The organism is Sphingomonas sp. (genome assembly GCF_965248875.1).
In the GTDB taxonomy this organism is placed as follows: Bacteria; Pseudomonadota; Alphaproteobacteria; order Sphingomonadales; family Sphingomonadaceae; genus Sphingomonas.
This window is the reverse complement of the sequence record NZ_CBDFKR010000011.1, coordinates 1,158,596-1,181,924: the sequence shown is the minus strand read 5'-3', so window position 1 is coordinate 1,181,924 and position 23,329 is coordinate 1,158,596. Positions and strand designations below refer to the sequence as shown.

At 68.7% G+C, this 23,329-nt stretch carries 23 protein-coding genes; 17 read left to right on the top strand and 6 right to left on the bottom strand.

The genetic code is table 11. From position 1 onward, the window contains the following. Nucleotides 1-62: 62 nt before the first annotated feature. The 12 genes from ACP2AD_RS12960 (at nt 63) to ACP2AD_RS12905 (ending at nt 11,258) form a co-directional block, all read left to right on the top strand. Complete coding sequence (locus ACP2AD_RS12960; protein ID WP_425230459.1) at nt 63-899, top strand: helix-turn-helix domain-containing protein; 837 nt, start codon at nt 63-65, stop codon at nt 897-899. A gap of 87 nt (nt 900-986) precedes the next feature. Then, nucleotides 987-1,442: an SUF system Fe-S cluster assembly regulator gene (locus tag ACP2AD_RS12955; protein ID WP_425230458.1), complete on the top strand. Its 456-nt coding sequence runs from the start codon at nt 987-989 to the stop codon at nt 1,440-1,442. Continuing rightward, nucleotides 1,439-2,896 carry a Fe-S cluster assembly protein SufB gene (gene sufB, locus ACP2AD_RS12950; RefSeq protein WP_425230457.1) on the top strand — a complete coding sequence of 486 codons (1,458 nt, stop codon included), beginning with the start codon at nt 1,439-1,441 and terminating at the stop codon, nt 2,894-2,896. Before ACP2AD_RS12955 ends, sufB begins: the two co-directional genes overlap by 4 nt. Continuing rightward, nucleotides 2,893-3,168: a hypothetical protein gene (locus ACP2AD_RS12945; protein ID WP_425230456.1), complete on the top strand. Its 276-nt coding sequence runs from the start codon at nt 2,893-2,895 to the stop codon at nt 3,166-3,168. Before sufB ends, ACP2AD_RS12945 begins: the two co-directional genes overlap by 4 nt. Beyond that, the gene (sufC, locus tag ACP2AD_RS12940) at nt 3,155-4,069 is read left to right on the top strand and encodes a Fe-S cluster assembly ATPase SufC (RefSeq protein ID WP_425230455.1); all 915 of its coding nucleotides are present in this window, start codon (nt 3,155-3,157) and stop codon (nt 4,067-4,069) included. Before ACP2AD_RS12945 ends, sufC begins: the two co-directional genes overlap by 14 nt. After that, nucleotides 4,066-4,449 (top strand): hypothetical protein, encoded by a 384-nt coding sequence (locus ACP2AD_RS12935; RefSeq protein WP_425230454.1) that lies wholly within the window; start codon nt 4,066-4,068, stop codon nt 4,447-4,449. Before sufC ends, ACP2AD_RS12935 begins: the two co-directional genes overlap by 4 nt. Further along, nucleotides 4,446-5,513: a SufD family Fe-S cluster assembly protein gene (locus ACP2AD_RS12930; protein ID WP_425230453.1), complete on the top strand. Its 1,068-nt coding sequence runs from the start codon at nt 4,446-4,448 to the stop codon at nt 5,511-5,513. Before ACP2AD_RS12935 ends, ACP2AD_RS12930 begins: the two co-directional genes overlap by 4 nt. Nucleotides 5,514-5,641: 128 nt before the next feature. Beyond that, nucleotides 5,642-6,850: a cysteine desulfurase gene (locus ACP2AD_RS12925; protein ID WP_425231173.1), complete on the top strand. Its 1,209-nt coding sequence runs from the start codon at nt 5,642-5,644 to the stop codon at nt 6,848-6,850. Further along, nucleotides 6,847-7,305 carry an SUF system Fe-S cluster assembly protein gene (locus ACP2AD_RS12920; protein ID WP_425230452.1) on the top strand — a complete coding sequence of 153 codons (459 nt, stop codon included), beginning with the start codon at nt 6,847-6,849 and terminating at the stop codon, nt 7,303-7,305. The genes ACP2AD_RS12925 and ACP2AD_RS12920 overlap by 4 nt, the downstream gene beginning before the upstream one ends. Next, entirely contained in the window at nt 7,305-7,658 is a 354-nt protein-coding gene (locus ACP2AD_RS12915) for a HesB/IscA family protein (RefSeq protein ID WP_425230451.1), read from the top strand. The genes ACP2AD_RS12920 and ACP2AD_RS12915 overlap by 1 nt, the downstream gene beginning before the upstream one ends. 45 nt (nt 7,659-7,703) lie before the next feature. Continuing rightward, complete coding sequence (locus tag ACP2AD_RS12910) at nt 7,704-9,749, top strand: M13 family metallopeptidase (RefSeq protein WP_425230450.1); 2,046 nt, start codon at nt 7,704-7,706, stop codon at nt 9,747-9,749. A gap of 36 nt (nt 9,750-9,785) precedes the next feature. Further along, nucleotides 9,786-11,258, top strand: a complete 1,473-nt coding sequence (locus tag ACP2AD_RS12905; RefSeq protein WP_425230449.1) for an amino acid permease — start codon at nt 9,786-9,788, stop codon at nt 11,256-11,258. A gap of 93 nt (nt 11,259-11,351) precedes the next feature. Here ACP2AD_RS12905 and ACP2AD_RS12900 read toward each other — a convergent pair whose 3' ends face one another. The 4 genes from ACP2AD_RS12900 to ACP2AD_RS12885 form a co-directional block, all read right to left on the bottom strand. Continuing rightward, nucleotides 11,352-11,762 (bottom strand): DUF2147 domain-containing protein, encoded by a 411-nt coding sequence (locus ACP2AD_RS12900; protein ID WP_425230448.1) that lies wholly within the window; start codon nt 11,760-11,762, stop codon nt 11,352-11,354. Further along, nucleotides 11,759-14,443 (bottom strand): aconitate hydratase AcnA, encoded by a 2,685-nt coding sequence (gene acnA / locus ACP2AD_RS12895; RefSeq protein WP_425230447.1) that lies wholly within the window; start codon nt 14,441-14,443, stop codon nt 11,759-11,761. The genes ACP2AD_RS12900 and acnA overlap by 4 nt, the downstream gene beginning before the upstream one ends. A 133-nt stretch (nt 14,444-14,576) precedes the next feature. Beyond that, on the bottom strand, nt 14,577-15,365 hold the full coding sequence (locus tag ACP2AD_RS12890; protein ID WP_425230446.1) for an SDR family oxidoreductase: 789 nt from the start codon (nt 15,363-15,365) through the stop codon (nt 14,577-14,579). Further along, nucleotides 15,362-16,744 carry a flavin-containing monooxygenase gene (locus ACP2AD_RS12885; RefSeq protein ID WP_425230445.1) on the bottom strand — a complete coding sequence of 461 codons (1,383 nt, stop codon included), beginning with the start codon at nt 16,742-16,744 and terminating at the stop codon, nt 15,362-15,364. The genes ACP2AD_RS12890 and ACP2AD_RS12885 overlap by 4 nt, the downstream gene beginning before the upstream one ends. 299 nt (nt 16,745-17,043) lie before the next feature. On the opposite strand from ACP2AD_RS12885, the gene ACP2AD_RS12880 reads away from it, so the two are divergent. From ACP2AD_RS12880 to ACP2AD_RS12865, 4 genes are all read left to right on the top strand, one after another. After that, nucleotides 17,044-17,727 carry a M23 family metallopeptidase gene (locus ACP2AD_RS12880; protein ID WP_425230444.1) on the top strand — a complete coding sequence of 228 codons (684 nt, stop codon included), beginning with the start codon at nt 17,044-17,046 and terminating at the stop codon, nt 17,725-17,727. A gap of 215 nt (nt 17,728-17,942) precedes the next feature. Then, the gene (locus ACP2AD_RS12875; RefSeq protein WP_425230443.1) at nt 17,943-18,272 is read left to right on the top strand and encodes a HesB/IscA family protein; all 330 of its coding nucleotides are present in this window, start codon (nt 17,943-17,945) and stop codon (nt 18,270-18,272) included. A gap of 60 nt (nt 18,273-18,332) precedes the next feature. Beyond that, nucleotides 18,333-19,103: an exodeoxyribonuclease III gene (gene xth, locus ACP2AD_RS12870; protein WP_425230442.1), complete on the top strand. Its 771-nt coding sequence runs from the start codon at nt 18,333-18,335 to the stop codon at nt 19,101-19,103. 13 nt (nt 19,104-19,116) lie between these two features. Next, nucleotides 19,117-19,902 carry a transporter gene (locus ACP2AD_RS12865; protein ID WP_425230441.1) on the top strand — a complete coding sequence of 262 codons (786 nt, stop codon included), beginning with the start codon at nt 19,117-19,119 and terminating at the stop codon, nt 19,900-19,902. A 35-nt stretch (nt 19,903-19,937) separates the two neighbouring features. Here the strand turns inward: ACP2AD_RS12865 and ACP2AD_RS12860 are convergent, their stop codons facing one another. After that, entirely contained in the window at nt 19,938-21,086 is a 1,149-nt protein-coding gene (locus ACP2AD_RS12860) for an N-acetyltransferase (protein WP_425230440.1), read from the bottom strand. Nucleotides 21,087-21,174: 88 nt separating this feature from the next. Between ACP2AD_RS12860 and ACP2AD_RS12855 the strand changes: the two genes are divergently transcribed. After that, a complete protein-coding gene (locus ACP2AD_RS12855; RefSeq protein ID WP_425230439.1) occupies nt 21,175-22,257 on the top strand; it encodes a fatty acid desaturase family protein in 1,083 nt (360 codons plus the stop codon). A 4-nt stretch (nt 22,258-22,261) separates the two neighbouring features. Here the strand turns inward: ACP2AD_RS12855 and lptG are convergent, their stop codons facing one another. Further along, a complete protein-coding gene (gene lptG, locus ACP2AD_RS12850; protein WP_425231172.1) occupies nt 22,262-23,314 on the bottom strand; it encodes an LPS export ABC transporter permease LptG in 1,053 nt (350 codons plus the stop codon). Between the last annotated feature and the right edge of the window lie 15 nt (nt 23,315-23,329).

The window sequence follows — 23,329 nt, the reverse complement described above, 5'->3', positions numbered from 1 at the left end:
CCGGGCCGCTTTTCGTCAGCCCCGCCTTCGCCTAAACAATGATCAAAAGGGGGTGAGTCGCGATGGGGGTCGTCGAGCTGGACTATGTACTGCCGTCGGCCGACCTGCAGCCTTATATCAGCACCTTCTACCGCTTCCACGCCGCCGTGCCGGCGCTCGACGACGTCGAGCGCGCGCAGATCGCGCAGCTGCGCTTCCGCCTGTCGCCGGGCAGGTGCTTCTACGAGTTCGCGGACGGACGGCGCGAGGATGCCGCGCCCTTTCATCTGCTGGGGCCGACCTGCGGCCCGACCCGGGTCTGCGTCGCGGGACCGCTGCTGGTGTTCGGGGTCGGGGTGACGCCGGCGGGCTGGGCGGCACTGTGCCGGAGCGACGCGTCGGCGATGGCGGACCATGTCGCTGATGCGGTGCCGCTGTTTGGCGACGCTGTGACGCAGGCGGCGGCGGCGTTGCGCGCTGACGGCGGCGCGGCGGCGATGGCGCTTGCGGCCGAGCCGTTCCTGCGCCGGTTGCTCGGCGACGGCGATGAGGGCGCGGTGCGTTTCGTGCGGGCGGTCGACCGCTGGCTGGAGGATGCAGCGTCGCCCGAGCTGGAGATGTTGATCGCGGCGACCGGCCTGTCGCGCCGGCAGATCGAGCGGCGCTGCAACGCGCTGTACGGCTGTCCGCCCAAGCTGCTCGCACGCAAATACCGGGCGTTGCGCGCGGCGGTGGCGCTGGCATCGGGCGGCGGTCCGATCGAGGGCTTCTATGACCAGAGCCACATGATCCGCGAGGTGAAGGCGTTCACCGGCCTCACCCCGCGCCGGATGCGCGAACCGGGCGAGCTGGCGCGGATTACGATCGACCACCGCCAGGCGCTGGGGGAGAGCGTCGGCAGCCTGGTGAGCGGCACTTAAACCTCTTCTCGGGAGGGGAAAGCGGTTGACGCAGCCGCCCTGTCGCACCATCTGCCAATCAGACCATTTCAGTCCGATTGCGAGTAGATGCGCCTTTCGAGCCTTGCCGACTATGCCGTTGTGATGATGGCCGCCGCTGCCCGGCGCAGCTGCGCGCCCGAGTGCCTCGGCGCACGGCTGACGGCGACGATGCTGGCGGCCGAGACGGGCGTGCCGCTGCCGACCGCGCAGAAGCTGGTCGGGCGCCTCGCCGCGGCGGGGCTGGTCGAGAGTGCGCGTGGGACGGGCGGCGGCTTTCGCCTGGCGCGGACGTCCGGCGCGATCAGCCTTGCCGACATCGTCGAGGCGGTGGAGGGGCCGATCGCGATGACGGTGTGCCTCGACGAGGAGCGCCACGACTGCGCGCTCGACGGCCATTGCGCGGTCAAGCCGCATTGGGGCGTGGTCAACGAGGCGATCCGCGGCGCGCTGGCGGGCGTGTCGCTGCAGCAGCTCGCCGGCGTGCCCGCGACCGCGGCGATGCGCGAAAAGGTGCTCGCATGAAGAACGCCGAGGCCTATGCCGCCGTCGCCAAGAAGTATGAGTGGGGCTTCGCCACCGACATCGAGCAGGACTTCGCGCCCAAGGGCCTGAGCGAGGACACCGTCCGCTACATTTCCGCCAAGAAGAATGAGCCGCAGTGGATGCTCGACTGGCGGCTCAAGGCGTTCCGGCTGTGGCTGACGATGGCGGCGCCCGACTGGGCGAAGCTCAACATCCCGCCGATCGACTATCAGGACGCCTATTATTACGCCGAGCCCAAAACCAAGGCGACGATCGCGTCGCTGGACGAGCTCGATCCGGAGATCCTGCGGACCTACCAGAAGCTCGGCATCCCGATCGAGGAGCAGAAGGTACTCGCCGGCGTCGAGGGCGCGCGCAAGGTCGCGGTGGACGCGGTGTTCGACAGCGTCTCGGTCGCGACGACCTTCCGCGCCGAGCTGGAGGCTGCGGGGGTGATCTTCCGTTCGATCAGCGAGGCGATCCGTGAGTATCCCGACCTCGTCCGCCAGTGGCTGGGCAAGGTGGTGCCGCAGCGCGACAATTACTTCGCGACGCTCAACAGCGCGGTCTTTAGCGACGGCACCTTCGTCTACATTCCCGAGGGCGTCCGCTGCCCGATGGAGCTGTCGACCTATTTCCGCATCAACGCCGAGAACACGGGGCAGTTCGAGCGGACGCTGATCGTAGCCGACAAGGGCGCGTATGTGTCGTACCTCGAAGGCTGCACCGCGCCGATGCGCGACGAGAACCAGCTCCACGCCGCTGTCGTCGAGCTGGTCGCGCTCGACGATGCCGAGATTAAATATTCGACGGTGCAGAACTGGTATCCCGGCGACGAGAACGGCGTCGGCGGCATCTACAACTTCGTCACCAAGCGTGCCTTGTGCCAGGGCAAGAACAGCAAGGTCAGCTGGACCCAGGTCGAGACCGGCAGCGCGATCACCTGGAAATACCCGAGCTGCGTCTTGGCGGGCGAGAACAGCGTCGGCGAGTTCTATTCGGTCGCGGTCACCAACAACCGCCAGCAGGCCGATACCGGCACCAAGATGATCCATTTGGGCAAGGGCTCGCGCTCGACGATCGTGTCGAAGGGGATCAGCGCGGGACGGAGCGACAACACCTATCGCGGGCTGGTGCGGGTCGCGCCGACCGCGGAGGGCGTCCGCAACTTCACCCAGTGCGACAGCCTGCTGCTCGGCGACCAATGCGGCGCGCATACCGTGCCGTACATCGAGGTGCGCAACCCCTCGGCGCAGATCGAGCACGAGGCGACGACGTCGAAGATCAGCGAGGACCAGTTGTTCTACGCGATGTCGCGCGGCCTCGACCAGGAGGCGGCGGTGGCGCTGATCGTCAACGGCTTCGCGCGCGAGGTGCTCCAGCAGCTGCCGATGGAGTTCGCGGTTGAGGCGCAGAAGCTGCTGGGGATCAGCCTTGAGGGGAGCGTGGGGTGAGCGTCAGCCCTCGCCTTTCAACCACGGCCGATTTCGCCGCGATGCTCGAGCGCTTTTTTGAGCGCACGCCCGGCCTGGCACCTCACGAATGGGATGATTTCGAAAGCCGCAACTTCGCCGATGCGCGTTTGGAGAAGTGGCGGCAGCGAATTCTCCGGGAGATTGGTCCGCACGTTGCTCCGATGATCTCGTCGGAAGATGAAGCTATCGCGAACGATCGCGCCACTCGGATCATCGCGGCGCTCAAAAGAGACGAAGATGCTCAAGATTGAAAACCTCCACGCCGAGATCGACGGCAAGCCGATCCTCAAGGGTCTCTCGCTCAGCGTCAACGCGGGCGAAATCCATGCGATCATGGGGCCGAACGGGGCGGGGAAGTCGACGTTCGGCTATGTGCTCGGGGGGCGGCCGGGGTATGAGGTGACGGGGGGGAGCGTGCGCCTGCTTTCACCCCTCCCCTTCAGGGGAGGGGCTGGGGGTGGGGCGTTGCCGCAAGCGATCGGCCCGGAGGAGAGGCCCCACCCCAACCCATCATCAGGTCGGTCAGCGCCCCGCGCTGACCTAAACCGTCCGGGCGACGGTTTACCTGATGATCCTGAAGGGGAGGGGCAGGAAGAATGGCTCGACCTCCTCGCCCTCGCTCCCCACGAGCGCGCCGCGGCGGGGCTGTTCCTCGGCTTCCAGTACCCGGTCGAAATTCCTGGCGTCTCCAACGTCCAGTTCCTGCGCGAGGCGCTCAACGCGCAGCGTGCGTCCCGTGACGAGAAGCCGCTGTCCGGCGCCGAGTTCCTCAAGCTCGCCCGCGCGCAGGCCGACGCGCTGGCGCTGCCGCAGGACATGCTCAAGCGCCCCGTCAATGTCGGCTTTTCGGGCGGCGAGAAGAAGCGCAACGAGATGGTGCAGATGGGGGTGATCGACCCGCGTCTCGCGATCCTGGACGAGACCGACAGCGGCCTCGACATCGACGCGCTGCGCGTCGTCGGCGACGGCATCAACCGCATCATGCGCGCACCGCACAAGGCGGTCATCCTCATCACCCATTACCAGCGGCTGCTCGACTATGTGAAACCCGACTTCGTCCATGTCCTTGACGGCGGGGTCATCACCCGCACCGGCGGCCCGGAGCTCGCGCATCAGCTGGAGCGCGAGGGGTACGCCGAGGTGGCGGCGTGATCGCGGTCGTGGCGGCGACCGCGCTGGCGGCGGACGACGGCGATCTCGACCGGCTGCGTGCGGCCGCGACCGCGTGCGACCGGACCGCGGTCAGCCGCGCCTGGGCCGACGAACAGCGGCGGCACGGCGACTTCGTCATCGCCTCGCTGCACGACCAGGCATCCATCGTCACCGACCGCGCGGCGCTGACCGAGCGGCGACGCCTGGCGCGAACCGCGGGCGGGATCGCCGGGCTGGCGGCGCAGACCGCGGACGCCGCCGATCTCGACGACCGGCAGCGCGCGCTCGACGACCAGCGGCGGCTCGACACGATGCGGCAGGAGGCGGTGACCTATTTCCGCCAGCTCTACATCACCCAGTGCAACGGCCGCGACCGGTGACGCTGCTCGACCTTCCCTCGACGCGAGCGGAGGCGTGGCGCTGGGCGGACCTGGGCGCGCTGTCCGCGGCGGCGGCGCTGGCGCCGGTCGCGCGGGATCAGCATGAATGGCTAGATCTGCCGGGCGACCGGCTGCTGTTCATCGACGGGGTGCTGGATCGCGACGCGAGCACCGTCGCGCGCGTGACCTTCGGTGACCTGCCGGGCGCGGATCACCCGCTCGGCAAGCATGCGCAGGGGCGCGGCTGGACCCTCCGCCTCGACGCGGATGCGGCGGCGGATCCGGTGCAGGTGGTGCACGTCGCGACCGGGAGGGAGAACCACCTGCCCGCCGCGATCGTCCTCGCCGACGACGCGGTAGCGCAGGTCGTCGAGACGTTCGTCGGCGCGGGCTGGGCCAATCGCGCGACGCGGATCACGCTCGGCCGCGCGGCGCGGCTGCAACGCTCGGTGCGGCTTGGCCAGGAGGCTGGGTTCGTCTCGCTGCGCGACGATGCGGCGCTGGGCGCGGGTGCGAGCCTGGTCAATGTAACGCTCGGCGCTGGGGCGGGCGGCAGTCGCGTCGACGCACAGGTGACGGTGGGCGCGGGCGGCTATGCCGAGGTCGGCGGCGCGCTGCTGACCGCTGGCGAGCAGCGGCAGGAATGCGCGGTGCGTATCCGCCATGCCGCGCCGAACGGCCAGTCGCATCAGCTGTGGCGCGCGGTCGCCGCCGACCGGTCGCAGGCGAGCCTGGCGGCGGCGGTCGAGGTCGCGCGTCACGCGCAGATGACCGACGGCGAACAGTCGCTGCGCGGGCTGCTGCTCCACCGCACCGCGACGGTGAACCTGAAGCCAGAGCTGGAGATCTTCGCCGACGACGTGAAGTGCGCGCACGGCGCGACGGTGGGCGAGCTCGATGCGCGCGCGCTGTTCTACATGGGCACGCGCGGTATCGCAAAGCCGCGCGCGCAGGCGTTGCTGACGCGGGCGTTCGTCGCGGACGCGGTGGCGCGGATCGGCAATGAAACGGTCCGCGCGGCGTTCGAGGCGGAAGCGGATGCGTGGCTGGAGCGGGTGTTGTGAGCGGGGGCTCTGCAATCCTCCCCGGAACGGGGAGCGGGACCAGCGAAGCTGGTGGAGGGGGCGGGCCGCAGGCGGTGCGACTCGTGGAGAGCCCCCTCCGTCAGCCGCTTCGCGGCCGCCACCTCCCCTTGAACGGGGAGGAGCTTGCTCTCGACCTTGTCGCCGACTTCCCCGCGATCCCGCCGGGCTGGTCCTATCTCGACACCGCCGCGACGGCGCAGAAGCCGCAGGCGGTAATCGACGCGATCACCCGCGGCTACGACACGACCTACGCCACCGTGCATCGCGGCGTATATGCGCGTTCGGCGGACATGACGCTGGCCTATGAGGCGGCGCGCCGGCGGGTGGCGCGGTTCGTCGGCGCCGCGTCGGCGGACGAGATCGTGTTCGTCCGCGGCGCGACCGAGGCGATCAACCTGGTCGCGCAGAGCTGGGCGGGAACGCAGCTCAAGGCGGGCGATCGCATCCTGCTCTCGACCCTGGAGCATCACAGCAATATCGTGCCGTGGCAGCTGGTCGCAGAGCGCGCCGGCGCCGCGATCGACGTCGCGCCGCTGACCGCCGACGGCCGCATCGACCTGGACGCGGCCGAGGCGATGCTGACGCCGCGGCACCGGTTGGTGGCGCTGGCGCATATCTCGAACGTGCTCGGCTCGGTGCTCGACGCGCAGCGGGCGGCGACGCTGGCGCACCGCGTCGGCGCGAAGCTGCTGCTCGACGGGTGTCAGGCGGTGCCGCGGCTGCCGGTCGACGTGCAGGCGCTGGGCTGCGACTTCTACGTCTTCTCCGGTCACAAGCTGTACGGGCCGACCGGCATCGGGTGCCTGTGGGCGCGCGCCGAGCTGCTCGACGCGATGCCGCCTTGGCAGGGCGGGGGGGCGATGATCGACCGCGTGTCGTTCGAGCGCACCACCTACGCCCCGCCGCCCGCGCGGTTCGAGGCGGGCACGCCGCACATCGTCGGCGCGCTGGGGCTGGCGGCGGCGATCGACTATGTCGAGGACATCGGGCTCGATCGCATCCATGCGCACGAGACCGCGCTTGTGCGCCAGACGCGCGACGCACTGGGCCAGCTTAACAGCGTGCGGCTGTTCGGGCCGGAGGACTCGGCCGGCATCGTCTCCTTCGCGGTCGAGGGGGTGCATCCGCACGACGTCGGCACCATCCTGGACGAGGCGAAGGTCGCGATCCGTGCCGGTCACCATTGCGCGCAGCCGCTGATGGCGGCGCTGGGCGTGGACGCGACGGCGCGGGCGAGCTTCGGCGTGTACAATGGACCGCAGGACATTGTGGCGCTGGTCGCCGGGATCGAGCGGGTCAGAAGGGTTTTCGGATGAGCTACGAGGTCGATCAGGTGGATGGCGTGCCATCCCCGCCCCGGGCGCGGGTTGAGGTCGAGAGCGCGGCGGACACGTTCGCTCGCAAGCGCGACTATCTCGAAGGGTTCCTCGCGCAGAAGCCGCAGGCCGAGCCGGCCGGCGAGCCCGGCGGCGCGCTCTACGAGCAGGTGATTGACGCGCTGAAGGAGATCTACGACCCCGAAATTCCGGTCAACATCTATGAGCTTGGCCTGATTTACGGCGTCGACGTGACCGAGGACGGCCACGCGGCGGTGACGATGACGTTGACGACGCCGCACTGCCCGGTCGCCGAGTCGATGCCCGCCGAGGTCGAACTGCGCGTGTCGGCGGTGCCGGGGATCGCGACCGCGGAGGTCAATTTGGTGTGGGACCCGCCCTGGGACCCGGCAAAGATGTCGGACGAGGCGCGGCTCGAACTGGGGATGCTGTGATGGCCACCACGCTCCGCCCCCGCCCCGCCGCGCTGACGCTGACCGCCTCCGCCGAGGCGCGCATCGCCGATCTGATGGCCAAGGCGCCCGCCGACGCGATCGGGGTCAAGCTGTCGACCCCACGGCGCGGCTGTTCGGGGCTCGCCTATTCGGTCGACTATGTCGCCGCCGCCAAACCATTCGACGAGCGGATCGAGACCGCCGGCGGCACGCTGTTCGTCGACGGCGGTTCCATCCTCTATCTGGTCGGATCGGTGATGGATTGGGTCGAGGACGACTTCACCGCCGGTTTCACCTTTCAGAACCCCAATGCCACCGGCGCGTGCGGGTGCGGCGAGAGCTTCACGGTCTGACCGGACGCGTGTAGCAGGGCCCCATCACGAGAGGGTTCCTGCTCAATGAAGCGTATCGTCATCCTGCTCGCGGCGGGCATCGCCACTGCCGCACTTGCTCAGAGGGGCGTCCTGCCGGGCGTCGACAAAAGTCTGATCGACACGACGGTGAAGCCCGGCGACGGCTTCGACGCCTACGCCAACGGCGCGTGGCGGCGGACCGCGGAGATCCCCGCCGACCGCACCGCGACCGGCGTCGCGCTTGATGTCGGGCGGGTGGCGGAAGGCCGCAACGCCGCGATCATCCAGGGCGCCGCGGCGGCCAACGCGGCGGCCGGCGCCGACCAGCGGCTGATCGCCGATTATTACGCCGCCTATACCGACACCGCCGGGATCGAGGCGCGCGGGCTGACGCCGCTGCAGCCGATGCTGGCGGAAATCGCCGCGATCGGTGACCGGCACGCGCTCGCCCGCGCGATCGGCGCGGCGGTGCGGTCCGACACCGACCCGTTCAACAACAACAACTATGCGTCGACCAGCGATCTGTTCGGACTGTTCGTCAGCCAGGATCTGAACCAGCCGACGCGCAACGTCCCGTACCTGATGCAGGGCGGACTGGGGCTGCCGAGCCGCGACTATTATCTGTCGACGCAGCCCGCGATGGTCGAGGTGCGTACCGCCTATCAGGCGTATCTGCGCCGCATCTTCGCGCTGTCGGGGCTGAGCGATCCGGCGGCACGCGCGGACCGCGTCTTCGCGCTGGAGACGAAGATCGCAACCGCGCAGACCGACATCGTCACCAGCCAGGACGCGCACCATGGCGACAATCCCTGGACCCGCGCCGACTTCCCGGCCCACGCTCCGGGGATCGACTGGGCGGCGTTCTGGACAGCGACGGGCGTGCCGGCGAGCCAGCAGAGCTTCATCGCCTGGCAACCTGATGCGACCGCCAAGCTGTCGGCGTTGGTCGCGAGTGAGCCGCTCGACAGCTGGCGCGACTGGCTGGCCTTCCACCAGATCAACCAGGTGACCGGCGTGCTGCCGCGCGCGTTCGACGAGGCGAGCTTCGACTTCTACGGCCGCACGCTGCAGGGCACGCCCGCGCAACAGCCGCGCGAGCGGCGCGGGATCGCGGCGGTCAACGGCGCACTGGGCGACAAGGTCGGCAAGATCTACGCCGCGCGCTATTTTCCGGCGTCGTCCAAGGCCGAGATCCAGCAGATGGTGCGCAATATTGTGGCCGCCTTCGATCACCGCATCGCCGGGCTCGACTGGATGGCGCCCGCGACCAAGGCGGAGGCGCGGCGCAAGCTGCAGGTGCTGCAGGTCGGCGTCGGCTATCCCGATCATTGGTGGAACTACCCCGCCTTCGCGGTGCGGCGCGACGATCCGGTCGGCAACCAGCTGCGGGCGCGGCAGTCGCTGTACCGCTATCACCTCGCCAAGCTCGGCCGGCCGGTCGATCGCGGCGAATGGTGGATGACGCCGCAGACGGTGAACGCGGTCAACCTGCCGCTTCAGAACGCGCTCAATTTCCCGGCGGCGATCCTGGAGACGCCCTATTTCGACGCGCGGTTCGATCCTGCCGCTAATTACGGCGCGATCGGCGCCGTCATCGGGCACGAGATCAGCCACAGCTTCGACAATCTGGGCGCGGATTTCGACTCGACCGGGCGGCTGCACAATTGGTGGACGCCGTCGGACCTGGCCCGGTTCGAGGCGGCGGGGCGGGCGCTCGCCGATCAGTTCAGCGCCTATGAGGCGCTGCCCGGGCTCCACCTCAACGGCGAGCAGGAGCTGGGCGAGAACATCGCCGACGTGGCCGGGCTGACCGCGTCATACGAAGCGTACAACGCCTCGCTCGGCGGGCGGCCGGCGCCCGTGATCGACGGGCTGACCGGCGATCAGCGCTTCTTTCTCGCCTTCGCGCAGAGCTGGCGGACCAAGATGCGCGAACGCGCGCTCCGCGGCCGGATCGCGACCGATGTCCATGCGCCGGCGATGTGGCGGGTGGAGACGGTGCGCAACCTCGACGGCTGGTATGGTGCGTTCAATGTCCAGCCGGGCGAGCATCAGTATCTCGCTCCCAGCGCGCGGGTGCATGTGTGGTGAGGTAAGGAAGGCCTCCCCTGAAGGGGAAGGAGCAGCATGAGTCTATTCCGCCGCAAGGTCCTGACCGCGCAGCCCGCCGGGCGGCAGCTCGCGCGGACGCTGTCGTGGCCGCACCTCATGGCGCTCGGCGTGGGGTCGATCGTCGGCACCGGTATCCTGACGCTGATCGGCGTCGGGGCCGACCGAGCGGGGCCGGCGGTGCTGGTGTCGTTCGTCGTCGCCGGGGCGATCTGTGCGTGCGCGGCGCTGGCCTATGCCGAGATGGCGACGATGATCCCCGCCTCGGGCAGCGCCTATACCTACAGCTATGTCGTGCTGGGAGAGGTGATCGCCTGGGTGATCGGCTGGTCGCTGATCCTCGAATATTCGCTGGTGGTGTCGACCGTGGCGGTCGGCTGGTCGGGCTATGCGGTGGGCGTGCTGAAGGGGATCGGGGTGACGCTGCCCGACGCGCTGACCCACGGGCCGACCTTTGCCGGGCATGCCTGCACCGGCGTCGCCAGGGCGGCGGCGTTCGGGATCAACCTGCCGGCGGTGGTCATCATCGCGTTGGTCGCCGGGCTGCTGACGCTGGGGACGCGGGAGAGCGCGCGGGTGAACACCGCGCTGGTGATCCTGAAAATCGTGACCTTGGCCCTGTTCGTAATAGTAGCGTTACCCCATTTCGATGCGGCCAACCTGCGCCCGTTCGCGCCGTTCGGGTACGGCAGCGCGGGTGTGCACTGCGACGCGCAGTCGGGGGCGATGGTCAAGAGCGGGGTGATGGCGGCGGCCGCGATCATCTTCTTCGCCTTTTACGGCTTCGACGCGATCTCGACCGCGGCGGAAGAGACCAAGCGGCCGGAGCGCGACCTGGCGATCGGCATTGTCGGGTCGATGGCGGCGTGCACCGTGATCTACCTCCTGGTCGCCGCGGCCGCGGTCGGCGCAGCGCCGTTCGCGCGGTTCGCCAACTCGTCCGAGCCGCTGGCGATGATCCTGCGCAGCCTGGGGCAGAAGCACGTCGCGACCGTGATTGCCGCCGCCGCCGCGATCGCACTGCCGACGGTGATCCTGGGCTTCCTCTACGGACAGAGCCGGATCTTTCTGGTCATGGCGCGCGACGGCTTCCTGCCGCCGCAGCTCGCCGTGCTTTCGCGTCGCGGCACGCCGGCCCGGGTGACGGCGGTGACGGCGACGCTGGTCGCTGTGATCGCCGCGCTGACGCCGCTGGACGTGATCGCCAGCCTCGCCAATGCGGGGACGCTGGCGGCGTTCGTCGCGGTCGCGGCCAGCGTGCTGGTGCAGCGCCGCCGCGCGCCCGATGCGGCGCGGCCGTTCCGCGTACCGCTGGTCTGGCTGATCGCGCCGGCGGCGATCGGGGGGTGCCTGTATCTGTTCACCAGCCTGCAGACGGTGACACAATGGGCTTTCCTGATCTGGAACACCATCGGGCTGCTGCTGTATTTCGGTTATGCGCGCCCCCGGATCGGCCGTTTGCAACAGCCAGACACACAACCGCAACACTAGGCGACCATGGAGGCGGTTGCCGCCGCAATCCCCTCGCGGCGGCTCTCCCCGAACTGCGGGGCGGTTCCATCCCGGAGCCGCCCCGATTTTTGGTCAGTGCGACAGCGCGCTCCACTGCTGAGTCCGGCAGAAGATGCCCCAGCACCCCGTGACCGCCAGCGCTTCGCCTCTGCGGCTCAGCTCCGCCCGATAGGTGCGACCACTTTGGGGATCGTAGATCCGCCCACGCCAGCGATCGGCATTCTCTCGCATGTCGAACAGGATGGCGAGCCCCTCCATCGGGCGCGTGCGCAACGCGGGGTCGGGGTTGCTGGAATCGATCGCCGGACCACCGGGCCTCGGCCGCAGCACCCGGATGATGCGGCCGCACCAGGCCCCGCCGCCTGCACACGGCGCGATCTCCACGATCGCCTGACCGCCCGTCGTCATCCACCGGCCGCCGATCGGGGCAGGCGCGGCGGCGCTGAGCACCACCGCCCCCATGGCGAGGGCCGTTTGTCTCACGCCGCCAGCTTGCGCAGCACGTACTGGAGGATACCGCCGTTGAGGAAATATTCCAGCTCGTTGACGGTGTCGATCCGGCAGCGCGTCGCGAAGGTCTCGCTCGATCCGTCGCCGCGGGTCAGCGTCACCTCGACCTGCTGGCGCGGACGCAGCCCGGCGACGCCCGTGATCGTGAAGGTCTCCGATCCGTCGAGCGCCAGCGTCTTGCGGGTGACGCCCTCGGCGAACTGGAGCGGCAGCACGCCCATCCCGACCAGGTTCGAGCGGTGGATGCGCTCAAAGCTTTCGGCGATCACCGCACGGATGCCGAGCAGGTTCGTTCCCTTCGCCGCCCAGTCGCGCGACGAGCCGGTGCCGTATTCTAGCCCCGCCACCACCACCAGCGGCACGCCATCGGCCTTGTAGCGCATCGCGGCATCGTAGATCGGCATCACCTCGCCACCATGGCGCGACATGCCCCCCTCAACGCCCGGCACCATCTCGTTCCTGATGCGGATGTTGGCAAAGGTGCCGCGGACCATCACATTGTCATTGCCGCGCCGCGCGCCATAGCTGTTGAAGTCGGCGCGGCTGACCTGCCGCTCCTGCAGCCACGTCCCTGCAGGGCTGTCCGCCTTGATCGAGCCGGCGGGCGAGATGTGGTCAGTGGTGATCGAATCGCCCAGGATCGCGAGCGGGCGCGCGTCGACGATGTCCTCGACCGGGCGCGGCGTCATCTCCATGCCGTCGAAATAAGGCGGGTTGGCGATGTAGGTCGACCCGGCGCGCCAGCTATAGGTGTCCGAGCCTTCGACGACGATCCCGCGCCAATGCCCGTCGCCCTGATAGACGTTGCCGTAGCGGTTACGGAACATGCCCGCGTCGATGTTCGACGCCATCACGGTCGCGACCTCGTCGTTCGACGGCCAGATGTCCTTCAGGAACACGTCGCCGCCGTCCGACCCCTGGCCGATCGGGGAGGTGGTCATATCCTCCGTGACGGTCCCCTTCAGCGCATAGGCGACGACCAGCGGCGGCGAGGCGAGGAAGTTGGCGCGCACGTCGGGCGACACGCGCCCCTCGAAATTGCGGTTGCCGCTGAGCACGCTGACGGCGACCAGGTCGTTCTCGTTGATCGCGGCGGAGATCGGCGCGGGCAGCGGCCCGGAATTGCCGATGCAGGTCGTGCAGCCATAGCCGACCAGGTTGAACCCCAGCGCGTCGAGGTCGGCGGTCAGCCCCGCCTTGTCGAGATAATCGGTCACCACCTGCGACCCCGGCGCCAGCGAGGTCTTGACCCAGGGCTTGGGCTTCAGCCCCTTCGCGCGCGCCTTGCGGGCGACCAGCCCGGCGGCGACCAGCACGGACGGGTTTGAGGTGTTGGTGCAGCTGGTGATCGCGGCGATCACCACGTCGCCGTCGCCGACCTGATAATCGGCGCCCTCGACGTCGCAACGCTCGGCATGATCCTTGTGATAGACCTTGGCGAGGTCGGCGTTGAACACGTCGTCGACGCTCGACAGCGCAACCTTGTCCTGCGGGCGCTTCGGCCCGGCGAGGCTGGGCACGACGCTGCCCATGTCGAGTTCCAGCGTGTCGGTAAAGACGGGATCGGGCGTGCCGGCGTGGCGCCACAGTCCCTGCGCCTTGGCATAGGCCTCGACCAGCGCGATCGTTTCGGCCGGGCGGGCCGTCAGCGTCAGATAGTCGATGGTGCGGTCGTCGATCGGGAAGAAGCCGCAGGTCGCGCCATATTCCGGCGCCATGTTGGCGATCGTTGCGCGGTCGGCCAGCGTCATGTGGTCGAGCCCGGGGCCGTAGAACTCGACGAAGCGGCCGACCACGCCCTTGGCGCGCAGCATCTGCGTGACGGTGAGCACCAGGTCGGTGGCGGTGATCCCCTCCGCCAACTGGCCGGTCAGCTTGAAGCCGACGACCTCGGGGATCAGCATCGACACAGGCTGGCCGAGCATCGCCGCCTCCGCCTCGATCCCGCCGACGCCCCAGCCGAGCACGCCCAGCCCATTGATCATCGTCGTGTGGCTGTCGGTGCCGACCAGCGTGTCGGGATAGGCGATCGTCGCGCCGTCCCCATTCTGTCCTACGGCGGCGGACGACCAGACGGCCTGGCCGATATATTCCAGGTTAACCTGATGACAGATGCCGGTGCCCGGCGGCACGACCTGGAAATTGTCGAGCGCCTTCGATCCCCATTTCAGGAACTCGTAGCGTTCGATGTTGCGGGCGTACTCGATCTCGACATTCTGCTCGAACGCCTTGGGGGTGCCGAACTCGTCGACCATGACCGAGTGGTCGATAACGAGGTGGACCGGCACCTGCGGGTTGATCTTCGCCGCGTCACCGCCGAGCTTCGTGATCGCGTCGCGCATCGCCGCCATGTCGACCACGCACGGCACGCCGGTGAAATCCTGCATCAGCACGCGCGCCGGGCGGTATTGGATCTCGCGGTCGGAGCGGCGCTCGGCCTGCCAGTCGACGATCGCCTGCACGTCCGCCGCGGTCACGGTCGTGCCGTCCTCGAAGCGGAGCATGTTTTCCAGCAGCACCTTCATCGAGAAGGGGAGCCGGTCGATGTTGCCGTACTTCGCCGCGGCGGTGGCGAGCGAGAAATAGTCGTAGGACTTGCCGCCGGCCTGTAGCGTGGCGCGGGCGCCGAGGGTGTCGTGGCCGATCGCGGTCATGGGGGTCCTTTCAAGGGCAGCCGCGACGGCAAGCCGGAAAGGCGCGCGCGCGGCGGGAAAGCGGGCTTGCGCGGGGTCTTAGCAGCGGGGTGGGGGAGGGGGAAGGGGGCCCGCCGAGCCGCCTCGCCGTCTTTCAGCGCGTCGCCATCGCGCGCTTCAGGCGCCGGCGCAGCATGCCCGGCGCGAAGCGGCTGAGGAAGCGTAGCCGCCTGGCCGCCTTGCCGACCACATAATCGCGCTCGCCGCCGCGCGCTGCCCGCCAGATCACGTCGGCGGCTTCGTCGGCGGTGTAGACTGGGGAATTGCCGATCGCGTCGCGGATCGTCTTGTTGGTGCCCGATGAGCCCGAGTCGAGGATCGGCGTGTCGACGAACCACGGCATCACGCAGGCGACCGCGACGCCATGCCGGGCAAACTCGATGTCGAGCGCCTCGCTGAGGCCGCGGACCGCGAACTTGGTGGCGCTGTAAACCGCCAGCCCGGGCGAGCCGACCAGCCCCGCGCAGGACGCGATGTTGACGAGGCGGCTGCCGCCCGTCGCCTTCAGGTGCGGTAGGGCGGCGTAGGCGCCGTTGATGACGCCCTTGACGTTGATGTCGACCTGATCGTCCGATTCCGTCGGGCTGACCTCCTCGAACAGGCCGTAGCGGCAGATGCCGGCGTTGTTGACGAGCAGGTCCAGGCGGCCGCGGGTGTGAGCGACGAAGCCGGCGAGCGCCGCGCGCCACTGATCGCGGTCGCGGACGTCGAGCGGTGCGGTCCACAGGTCCAGCTCGGCGGCGGCCCGCGCCATGCCGGACGCGTCGACATCGCCGATGCCGACGGTCCAGCCCTCCCGCCGGAAGCGGCGCGCGGCGGCGAGGCCGATGCCCGACGCGCCGCCGGAGATGAAGACGCTGCGCAGGCTGCGCTCCGCGGTCATGCGGCCGCTCTGGCCCGCATGCGGGCGCGCGCCTCCCCGCGGGCGATCTCCTTCTTCAGGCCAGCGACATAGCGGACGAAATCGACCTGGATGGTGTGGCGGGTGGAGGCGTAATAGCCGTCGAGTTCGGTGGCCTCGTCGGCCGCGGTGATGCGGCGCATCTCCTCGACCGACGGCAGGACATAGTCCCCGGCGACCGCCGCCGCGGCCAGCTTCGCTTGTTGTTCGGCGAGGTTGACCAGCGTCGGCAGCGCCTGCGCCAGCCCCATGAAGAACAGGTCGTCGATCCCGGGAATGACCATGCGCTTGAACAGCGGGAAGCGATTGTCGGCGTCCGGCTTCAGCGCGGGATCGGTAAAGAAAGGGAAGCTGATCCGGTAGCCGGTCGCGTAGATGATCGCGTCGACCTGCTCGACGCTGCCGTCGGCGAAGCGGACGTTGTACCCGTCGAGCTCGGCAATGGCCGGCTTCATCCTGACGTCGCCGCAGCTGGCGCGGGTCAGGAACTCGCCGGAGACGCTGGGGTGCCCCTCCAGCGGGCGGTGATCCGGGGCGGGGAGGCCGTAATCCTCCATCCGCCCGACCAGCTTGCGGACTGCGCGCCGGGCCAGCGCCCGGCCGAGCTTGCGCGGCATCCAGTGGGGCACCCCGGCTTTGTCGAGCGGCTTGCCGGCGACCATCTTGGGCAGCACCCACACGCCACGTCGCGCGGAGACGAATAGCGTCTTTGCGAGGTGGCGCTGCGACAGCTCACTGGCGATGTCCATCGCCGAGTTGCCCATGCCGACGACAACCACGTTCAGCCCGCGCAAATCGACCGGGTCGTAAGGCGTGCGGTAATCGTGCGCATGGAAATGCGGGCCGTCGAAGCGCCCCGGGTAATCCGGGATCTTCGGGTCCCAGTGATGGCCGTTGCACACGAACAGCGTGTCGTAATCGCGCATCTCGCCGGTTGACAATGTCACCCCCCAGCCCCCGCCCGTCAGCCGCTCCGCGCTGGTTACGGCGGTATTGAAGGTGATCGCGTCGCGCAGGCCGAAATGGTCGACATAGTCGCGGAAATAGCGGTGCAGCTGGGCGTGACTGGGGAAATCGGGCCACTCGGCCGGGACCGGATAATCCTCGAAGGCCAGCCGCCATTTTGAGGTGTCGATATGGAGCGACTGGTAGCAGGCGCTGAGGCCGTTGGGGTTGGCGAAATACCAGTTGCCGCCGACATCGTCCGACATCTCGAAACAATCGAACGAGACACCTTGATCGCGCAGCCGCTTGGCGGTGGTGAAGCCGGAGCAGCCCGCGCCGATGATGCAGGCGGTCTTGTGCGTCCGACGGGGCTCCGCTGCATGTGTGTCGAACGTCTCCCCTTTTGCCGTTGTCATGCCTGGCTCTTTCGCGGACCGCTGATGCAGCAACGATGCCCGTTGCGTGGCGGGTGGGCAAGGCGGGGACATGCAATCGTGCCAAACGCCACGATCCCGGCTTCGCTTCGTCGCTCGATGAACCGTTCGTCGCGGGGTTCGCCCAGCCCGTCTCGCATTAACTATTTGTGAGTTGTGTCGATTTCCACGCCGGGTCAGACCTTGGCCATCAAGACGCGGCGGGGGCTGCAGCTTGGAAGTGGTTGGAAACGCTGTGGTCGCTTTCAGGGCGCACGCAGCCGGATCGGGCGGGACAGCGCATGAAGCTTGTAGTGATCGGGGCGATGGTGACCGGGCTCTTCGCCACCACCGTCCAGGCGCGCGACCTCAACGACAATAGCGGTGCCGCCACCGTTGCGGGGGTCGCCGCGGCGGCGATCGAGACCCACACCGCAGGCTCGGCGAGTGACAGCCAGGTGCGCAGCGCCTTCGCGGCGTGGAAGCGGCTCGACACGCCGGGTGTCGCCGCGATCGCGATCCCCTCGACGCAACCGGTCGACCGGTTGAACTTCACCTCCAATTTCGGCATCCGCTCCGATCCGTTCCAGGGCACCGCGCGGATGCATGCCGGCGTCGACATCCCCGGCGCGATCGGCACGCCGATCTATGCGACCGCCGACGGCACGGTGGCGCATGCCGAGCGGATGGGCGGCTATGGCAATCTGGTCGAGCTCGACCATGGCAAGGGCATCGCGACGCGCTACGGCCATCTCAGCCGTATCCTGGTCGAGCCGGGTTCGCACGTCGTCCGCGGCCAGCTGATCGCGCTGATGGGCTCGACCGGGCGCTCGACGGGGTCGCACCTGCATTATGAGGTGCGGATCGATGGCCATGCCGTCAATCCCGTGCCGTTCCTGACCACGGCGGACTTCGCGACGGCGGCGACCAGCGATGCGGCGCGCGTGGTGCCGGTGGATACGACGGCCCCCGCGCCACAGGATTAGGCGCAGCGCGCACGTGAGCAGCGCAGGCGCTGTCCCGAGACCCGCAAGCCCGGCCGCGGGGCGGCGTAGCTGAACCCGGTCCGACGCACGACACGGCTTCGCCGCGGCGCCGCTACACTCAAGACTCTCACGGCCAACTCACTGCGCGGGGCCCTCCCGACTCGCAGAAGCGGAGAGGGCTGGCGAGAACGTGCCGCACCGCCTACCTTGTCCGGATGAGTAACGGCCTCGAGCTATCCCCCTCCGCCGCCGCCCGCGTCGCGGCGATCGCGTCGCGGCAGGGCAAGCCCGCGATCCTGCGGCTGTCGGTAGACGGCGGCGGCTGTTCGGGGTTCCAGTACAAGTTCGGGCTGGCCGACGCGCCCGACGCCGACGATACGCTCGCGACCTGCGACGGCGTGATGCTGGTCGTCGACAGCGTCAGCCTCAGCCTGGTCGAGGGCGCGCGCGTAGACTTCGTTGAGTCGCTGGGTGGCGCGGCGTTCCGGGTGGAAAACCCGCAGGCGGCGTCGGGTTGCGGGTGCGGGAGCAGTTTCTCGGTATAGCCAATCCTCCCCCTGCAGAGGAGGATTGTAGCCGCCCGTTCAGCCGCTAGAAGCGCGTGCGTGAAGCTGGTCACCTACAACGTCAACGGCATCAAGGCGCGGCTGCCGCGGCTGCTGGAGTATCTAGCCGAACAGCAGCCTGAAATCGTGTGCTTGCAGGAGCTGAAGTCGTCAGACGAAACCTTTCCTGAGATCGAGATACGTGACGCCGGCTATCGGGCGGTGTGGCATGGACAAAAGGGCTTCAACGGCGTCGCGGTTCTGTCGCGCGGCGACACGCCGGTCGAGCGGCAGCGCGGGCTGGCGGGCGAGCCGGAGGACGAGCATAGCCGCTATCTGGAATGCGAGGTCGGCGGGCTCACGGTCGCCTCGATTTATCTGCCCAACGGCAACCCGCAACCCGGCCCCAAATTCGACTACAAGCTGCGCTGGATGGAACGGCTGCGGCTGCGCGCGGCTCAGCTGCTGGCGGAGGAGCACCCGGTCGTGCTGGCGGGCGATTACAACGTCATCGCGCATGACGACGACACGTTCAGCGTGCGCGCGATGGCGGCGGACGCGCTGATGCAGCCGGAGTCGCGCCGGGCGTACCGCCAGCTGCTGGCGCAGGGCTGGACCGACGCGCTGCGCTGGCGGTATCCGGGCGGCGCGGTGTGGACCTTCTGGGACTATCAGGCGGGCGCGTGGCAACGCGATGCGGGGTTCCGCATCGACCATCTGCTGCTGAGTCCGCAGGCCGCCGACCGGCTGGCCGATGCCGGCGTCGACAAGGCGTATCGGGGCCGCGAGAAAGCGAGCGACCATGCGCCGACCTGGGTGCGGTTGCGGTGACAGGGGCAAGGCGATGACGAAGTGGACGATACTGGCCGCGGCGCTGATCGCCGGCCCCGCGCTGGCGCAGACGCGCGATTATTGCCCCGAGCGGCCGGGCTTGAACACGCCGCCATGCATCATCGACGTTGGGCACGTGTCGATCGAGACGAGCCTGGCCGACTGGACGCTCGCCAGGCAGGGCGGCGATCGCGAGGACACGGTGCTGCTGGGCGACACCAAGCTGCGCATCGGGCTGACGGGCGCCGTCGAGGCACAGATCGGCTGGACGCCGCTGGGCATCGATCGCACGCGGTCGGGGGGCAGCGTGGATCGGCAAACCCGCGTTGGCGACGTGACGCTGGGGATCAAGGCAAACCTAGCGCACCCTGACGGCAACGGCTTTTCGATGGCGATCCTGCCCTTTGTAACGGTGCCGGTGGGGCGGCAGCCTATCGGGGCGGGCGATTGGGGCGGCGGCGTCCTGCTGCCGATCAGCTATTCGATAGGCGACACGCTGCAGCTGGAGGCGACGCCCGAGGTCGACGCAGCGGTGGACGGCGACGGCGCCGGGCGTCACCTTGCCTACAGTGCTACCGCCGGGCTGGGATGGAAGCTGACGAATGCCCTTACCCTGACCGGCGAGGGGCAGGTGGAGCGCGACGACGACCCCGCCGGACATGAAACGCACGCGCTGGCCGCACTGTCGCTGGCGGTGCAGGCGGGCAAGAACCTGCAGTTCGACGTGTTCGGGGCTAAGGGGCTGAACAAGCAGTCACCCGATGTCGAGATATATGGCGGGGTGGCTGCGCGGTTCTAGTCTGGATACGACGCGCGGCGGTGTGAGGGATCGCGCTACAGATCCCGCCCGTACACCTGATATATCTTGTTGACCCGGCTCTCGATCGTCTGGGCGATCGAGCGCATGCCCTGATTGTCGTCAAGGATCCAGCCGATCTCGCCGCGGCTGGCGCCGTAGTTATCGACGCTCGCCTTGCGGATGTACTCGATCATCATGAAAGCGAGCTGCGACGCCATCCGGCTTGCCTGCAGCTCCTTGACCACGCCCATCAGCGGCACGCGGATCGTGCGGACGCGCGGCTTGCGCAGCCACATGAGCAGCTTGGCCCAGCCGAACGGCAGCAGCGAGCCGTTGAGCGGCTTGATCGCCTCGTTGAGGTCGGGCAGCGTGATCATGAACGCGACCGGACGGCCGTCGAGTTCGGCGATGCGGATCAGGTCGTTGAAGACGATCGGCTTCAGCTTGACGCCGACATCCTTGATCTCGGGCGGGGTCAGCGGGACGAACCCCCAATTGTTCGACCAGGCGTCGTTGAGGATGGCAAGAATGATCGCCGCCTCTTCTTCGAACTTCCTCTTGTCGACGTTGCGGATGCGGATGCGGGGGTTGGCCTCGCCCGACTTGATGATCCGCTTGACGATCTTCGGAAACTCCTGGGTGATGTCGAGGTCGTAGGTGAGCATCTGCTTCACCGGCGTATAGCCCGCGCCCTCGATCCAGCCGCGATAGGCGGGCTTGGCATGCCCCATCATGATCGTCGGCGCGTGGTCGAAGCCCTCGATCAGCAGCCCCGGCTCTTCCCAGATCGACTGCGAGATCGGCCCGAGCGCACGGGTCATGCCCTCTTCGCGCAGCCAGCCCTCGGCGGCGGCGAGCAGGGCGGCGAAGACATCCTGCCGCTCGGCCTCCATCAGCCCCCATTGGCCGACGCCGGGGCCGAAGCCGCGCTCGGGCGGCATGGTCAGCGCGAGCGTGTCGATATGGGCGGAAATGCGTCCAACAACGCGCCCTTCTTCCTCGGCGAGGAACAGCTGTGCCCGGGCGTGCGAGTACCAGCCGTTCTTCTCGGGCGTGATGAGGCCGAGCGCCTCGCCCTTTAGCGGCGGCACCCAATTGGAATCGTCCCGATAGAGGCGGAAGGGCAGGTCGACGAACGCCTTGCGGTCAGCCTTGGAGGATATCGGGCGGATGGTGACGGACATGGAAGCGGCGTTAGCGCAGTCCCCCCGTCAAGGGGAGGGGGTTCAATTGCCATACGCTCGCCACTATCTTCGGGCTATGGCGACCGCGATGAGCACGATCACCCTTGGCGCGCGTGCGCCTGCAAATCCGGCGGCCAAGCCATTGAAGTTGCAGGATGACAAGGCGATGCTGCGCGCCGCGGCCGAGCTGACGCGCGACCTCGGCGTGCCCAGGCCGGCGGTGTATTGGGCCGACCTGCTCGGCTCCGCGTCGATCGGCTATGCGGCGCTGGCCGGGGCGGTCAGCCTGCGCGGCGGCTGGGCGTGGGCCGCTGGCGTGGTCGCGGTGCTGGCGCTGTACCGTGCGATGAGCTTCATCCACGAGGTCAGCCATCTCAAGCTGTCGGGGCCCATGCGTGGCTTCGGTCAGGGGTTCGATGCGGTGGTGGGTGTGCCGATGCTGATCCCGAGCTTCATGTATGAAGGGGTCCATACCCTGCACCACGCCAGGACGCGGTACGGCACGGCCGACGATCCCGAATATCTGCCGCTGGCGCTGATGAAGCCGTGGACGCTGCCGGTGTTCATCCTGGTCAGCACGCTGGCGCCGGTCGGGCTGTTGCTCCGCTACGGCGTGCTTGCGCCGCTCTCGGTCGTGATCCCGGGGCTGCGCCGGGCGGTGGTGGAGCGCTATTCGGCGCTGGCGATCAACCCGCGATTCCGCCGCCGCGCGCCCGAGGGAGGAGCGAAGCGGTATTGGGACCGGGTGGAGCTGCTCGCCGCGCTATGGGCGGTGGCGCTGATCGCGATGGTGGCGACCGGCGTCATCCCGCTGCGGGCGTTCGGGATCGGCTTTGCGATCGCGTCGCTGGTGGCGGTGACCAATCAGGTACGGACGCTGGTCGCGCATCTGTGGGAGAATGACGGCGAACCGATGAGCGTGACCGCGCAGTATCTGGACTCGGTCAATGTGCCGCCGCCCGCGCTGCTGCCGATGCTGTGGGCGCCGGTGGGGCTGCGCTACCATGCGCTCCACCACCTGTTGCCGGGGCTGCCCTATCACGCGCTGGGCGAGGCGCACCGGCGGCTGACCGCGGCGCTGGAGGCGGAGTCGCCGTTCCACCGGGCGAGCTACACGGGGCTGCCGTTTTTGGCGGTCAAGATCGGGCGGAGCACGCTGGGGCGGCGCTGAGCGGCTATTCCTCCGTCCGGATCAGCACCGCCTCGCCGATCAGGAAGAACAGCAGGAACGGGGCCCATGCCGCCAGGAAGGGCGGGTAGGCGCCGAGATTGCCCATCGCCAGCGCGAAATTGTCGGCGACGAAATAGGTGAAGCCCAGCGCCATGCCGACCACGGCGCGGACGAACAGTTGGCCGGAGCGCGCCAGCCCGAAGGCGGCGACCGCGCCCAGGAGCGGCATCAGAATCGACGACAGCGGCCCGCTGAGCTTGTGCCACAGCGAGCCCTCCAGCGACTTGGTCGGGCGGCCGGCGTCGGACAGGTCGACGATCGCGGCGCGCAGCCCGCCGAAGCTCAGCCCGTCGGCGTCGACGCTGCCGAGCGTGAATTGATCGGGACGGACCCCCCGCGCGACTAGAATACTGCCGAGCGGCGCGACCGCGCCCGAGGCGACGTCGAAGCGCGTCGCCGGGCTGATCCGCCAGGCATCGCCATCGCGCCGGCCGGCAGGCGCGCGAACGATCGAAACGAGGCTGCCGCCGGTGCGGTCGTATAGCGTCACGCCGCGCAGCTGCGCATCCGGGCCGCGGCCGCGAATGCTCTCGACTTCGATCAGGTCGTCGCCGTCGCGCACCCAAACGTTGGTGCGGTCGCCGCGGTCGGGCGGCAGCGGCGCGTAGTCGATCTTCTGCCAGCGATCGAGCGCCGCGGTGGCGCGGCTGACGATCCGGTCGTTGAAGGCGAAGGACAGGGCGGCGACACCCAGGCTGGCGAGCAGCAACGGCGCCAGCACCTGATGCGCCGAGAGGCCCGACGCCTTGAGCGCCACGACCTCCGAGTTCTGGTTCATCTGGATCAGCGTCAGGATCGTGCCGAGCAGCACGGAAAAGGGGAGAAAGCGGGAGACGATCTGCGGCGCGCGCAGCGACATATATTGCCACACCTGGGTGTCGTGATTGCCGGGATAGGCCAGGATCTTGCCCGACTCGCTCAGCAGATCGAGCGACTGAAGCACCAGCACCAACGCGGCGAGAATGCCGAAGGTGCGGATCAGGAACATGCGCCCCATGTAGATCGACACCGT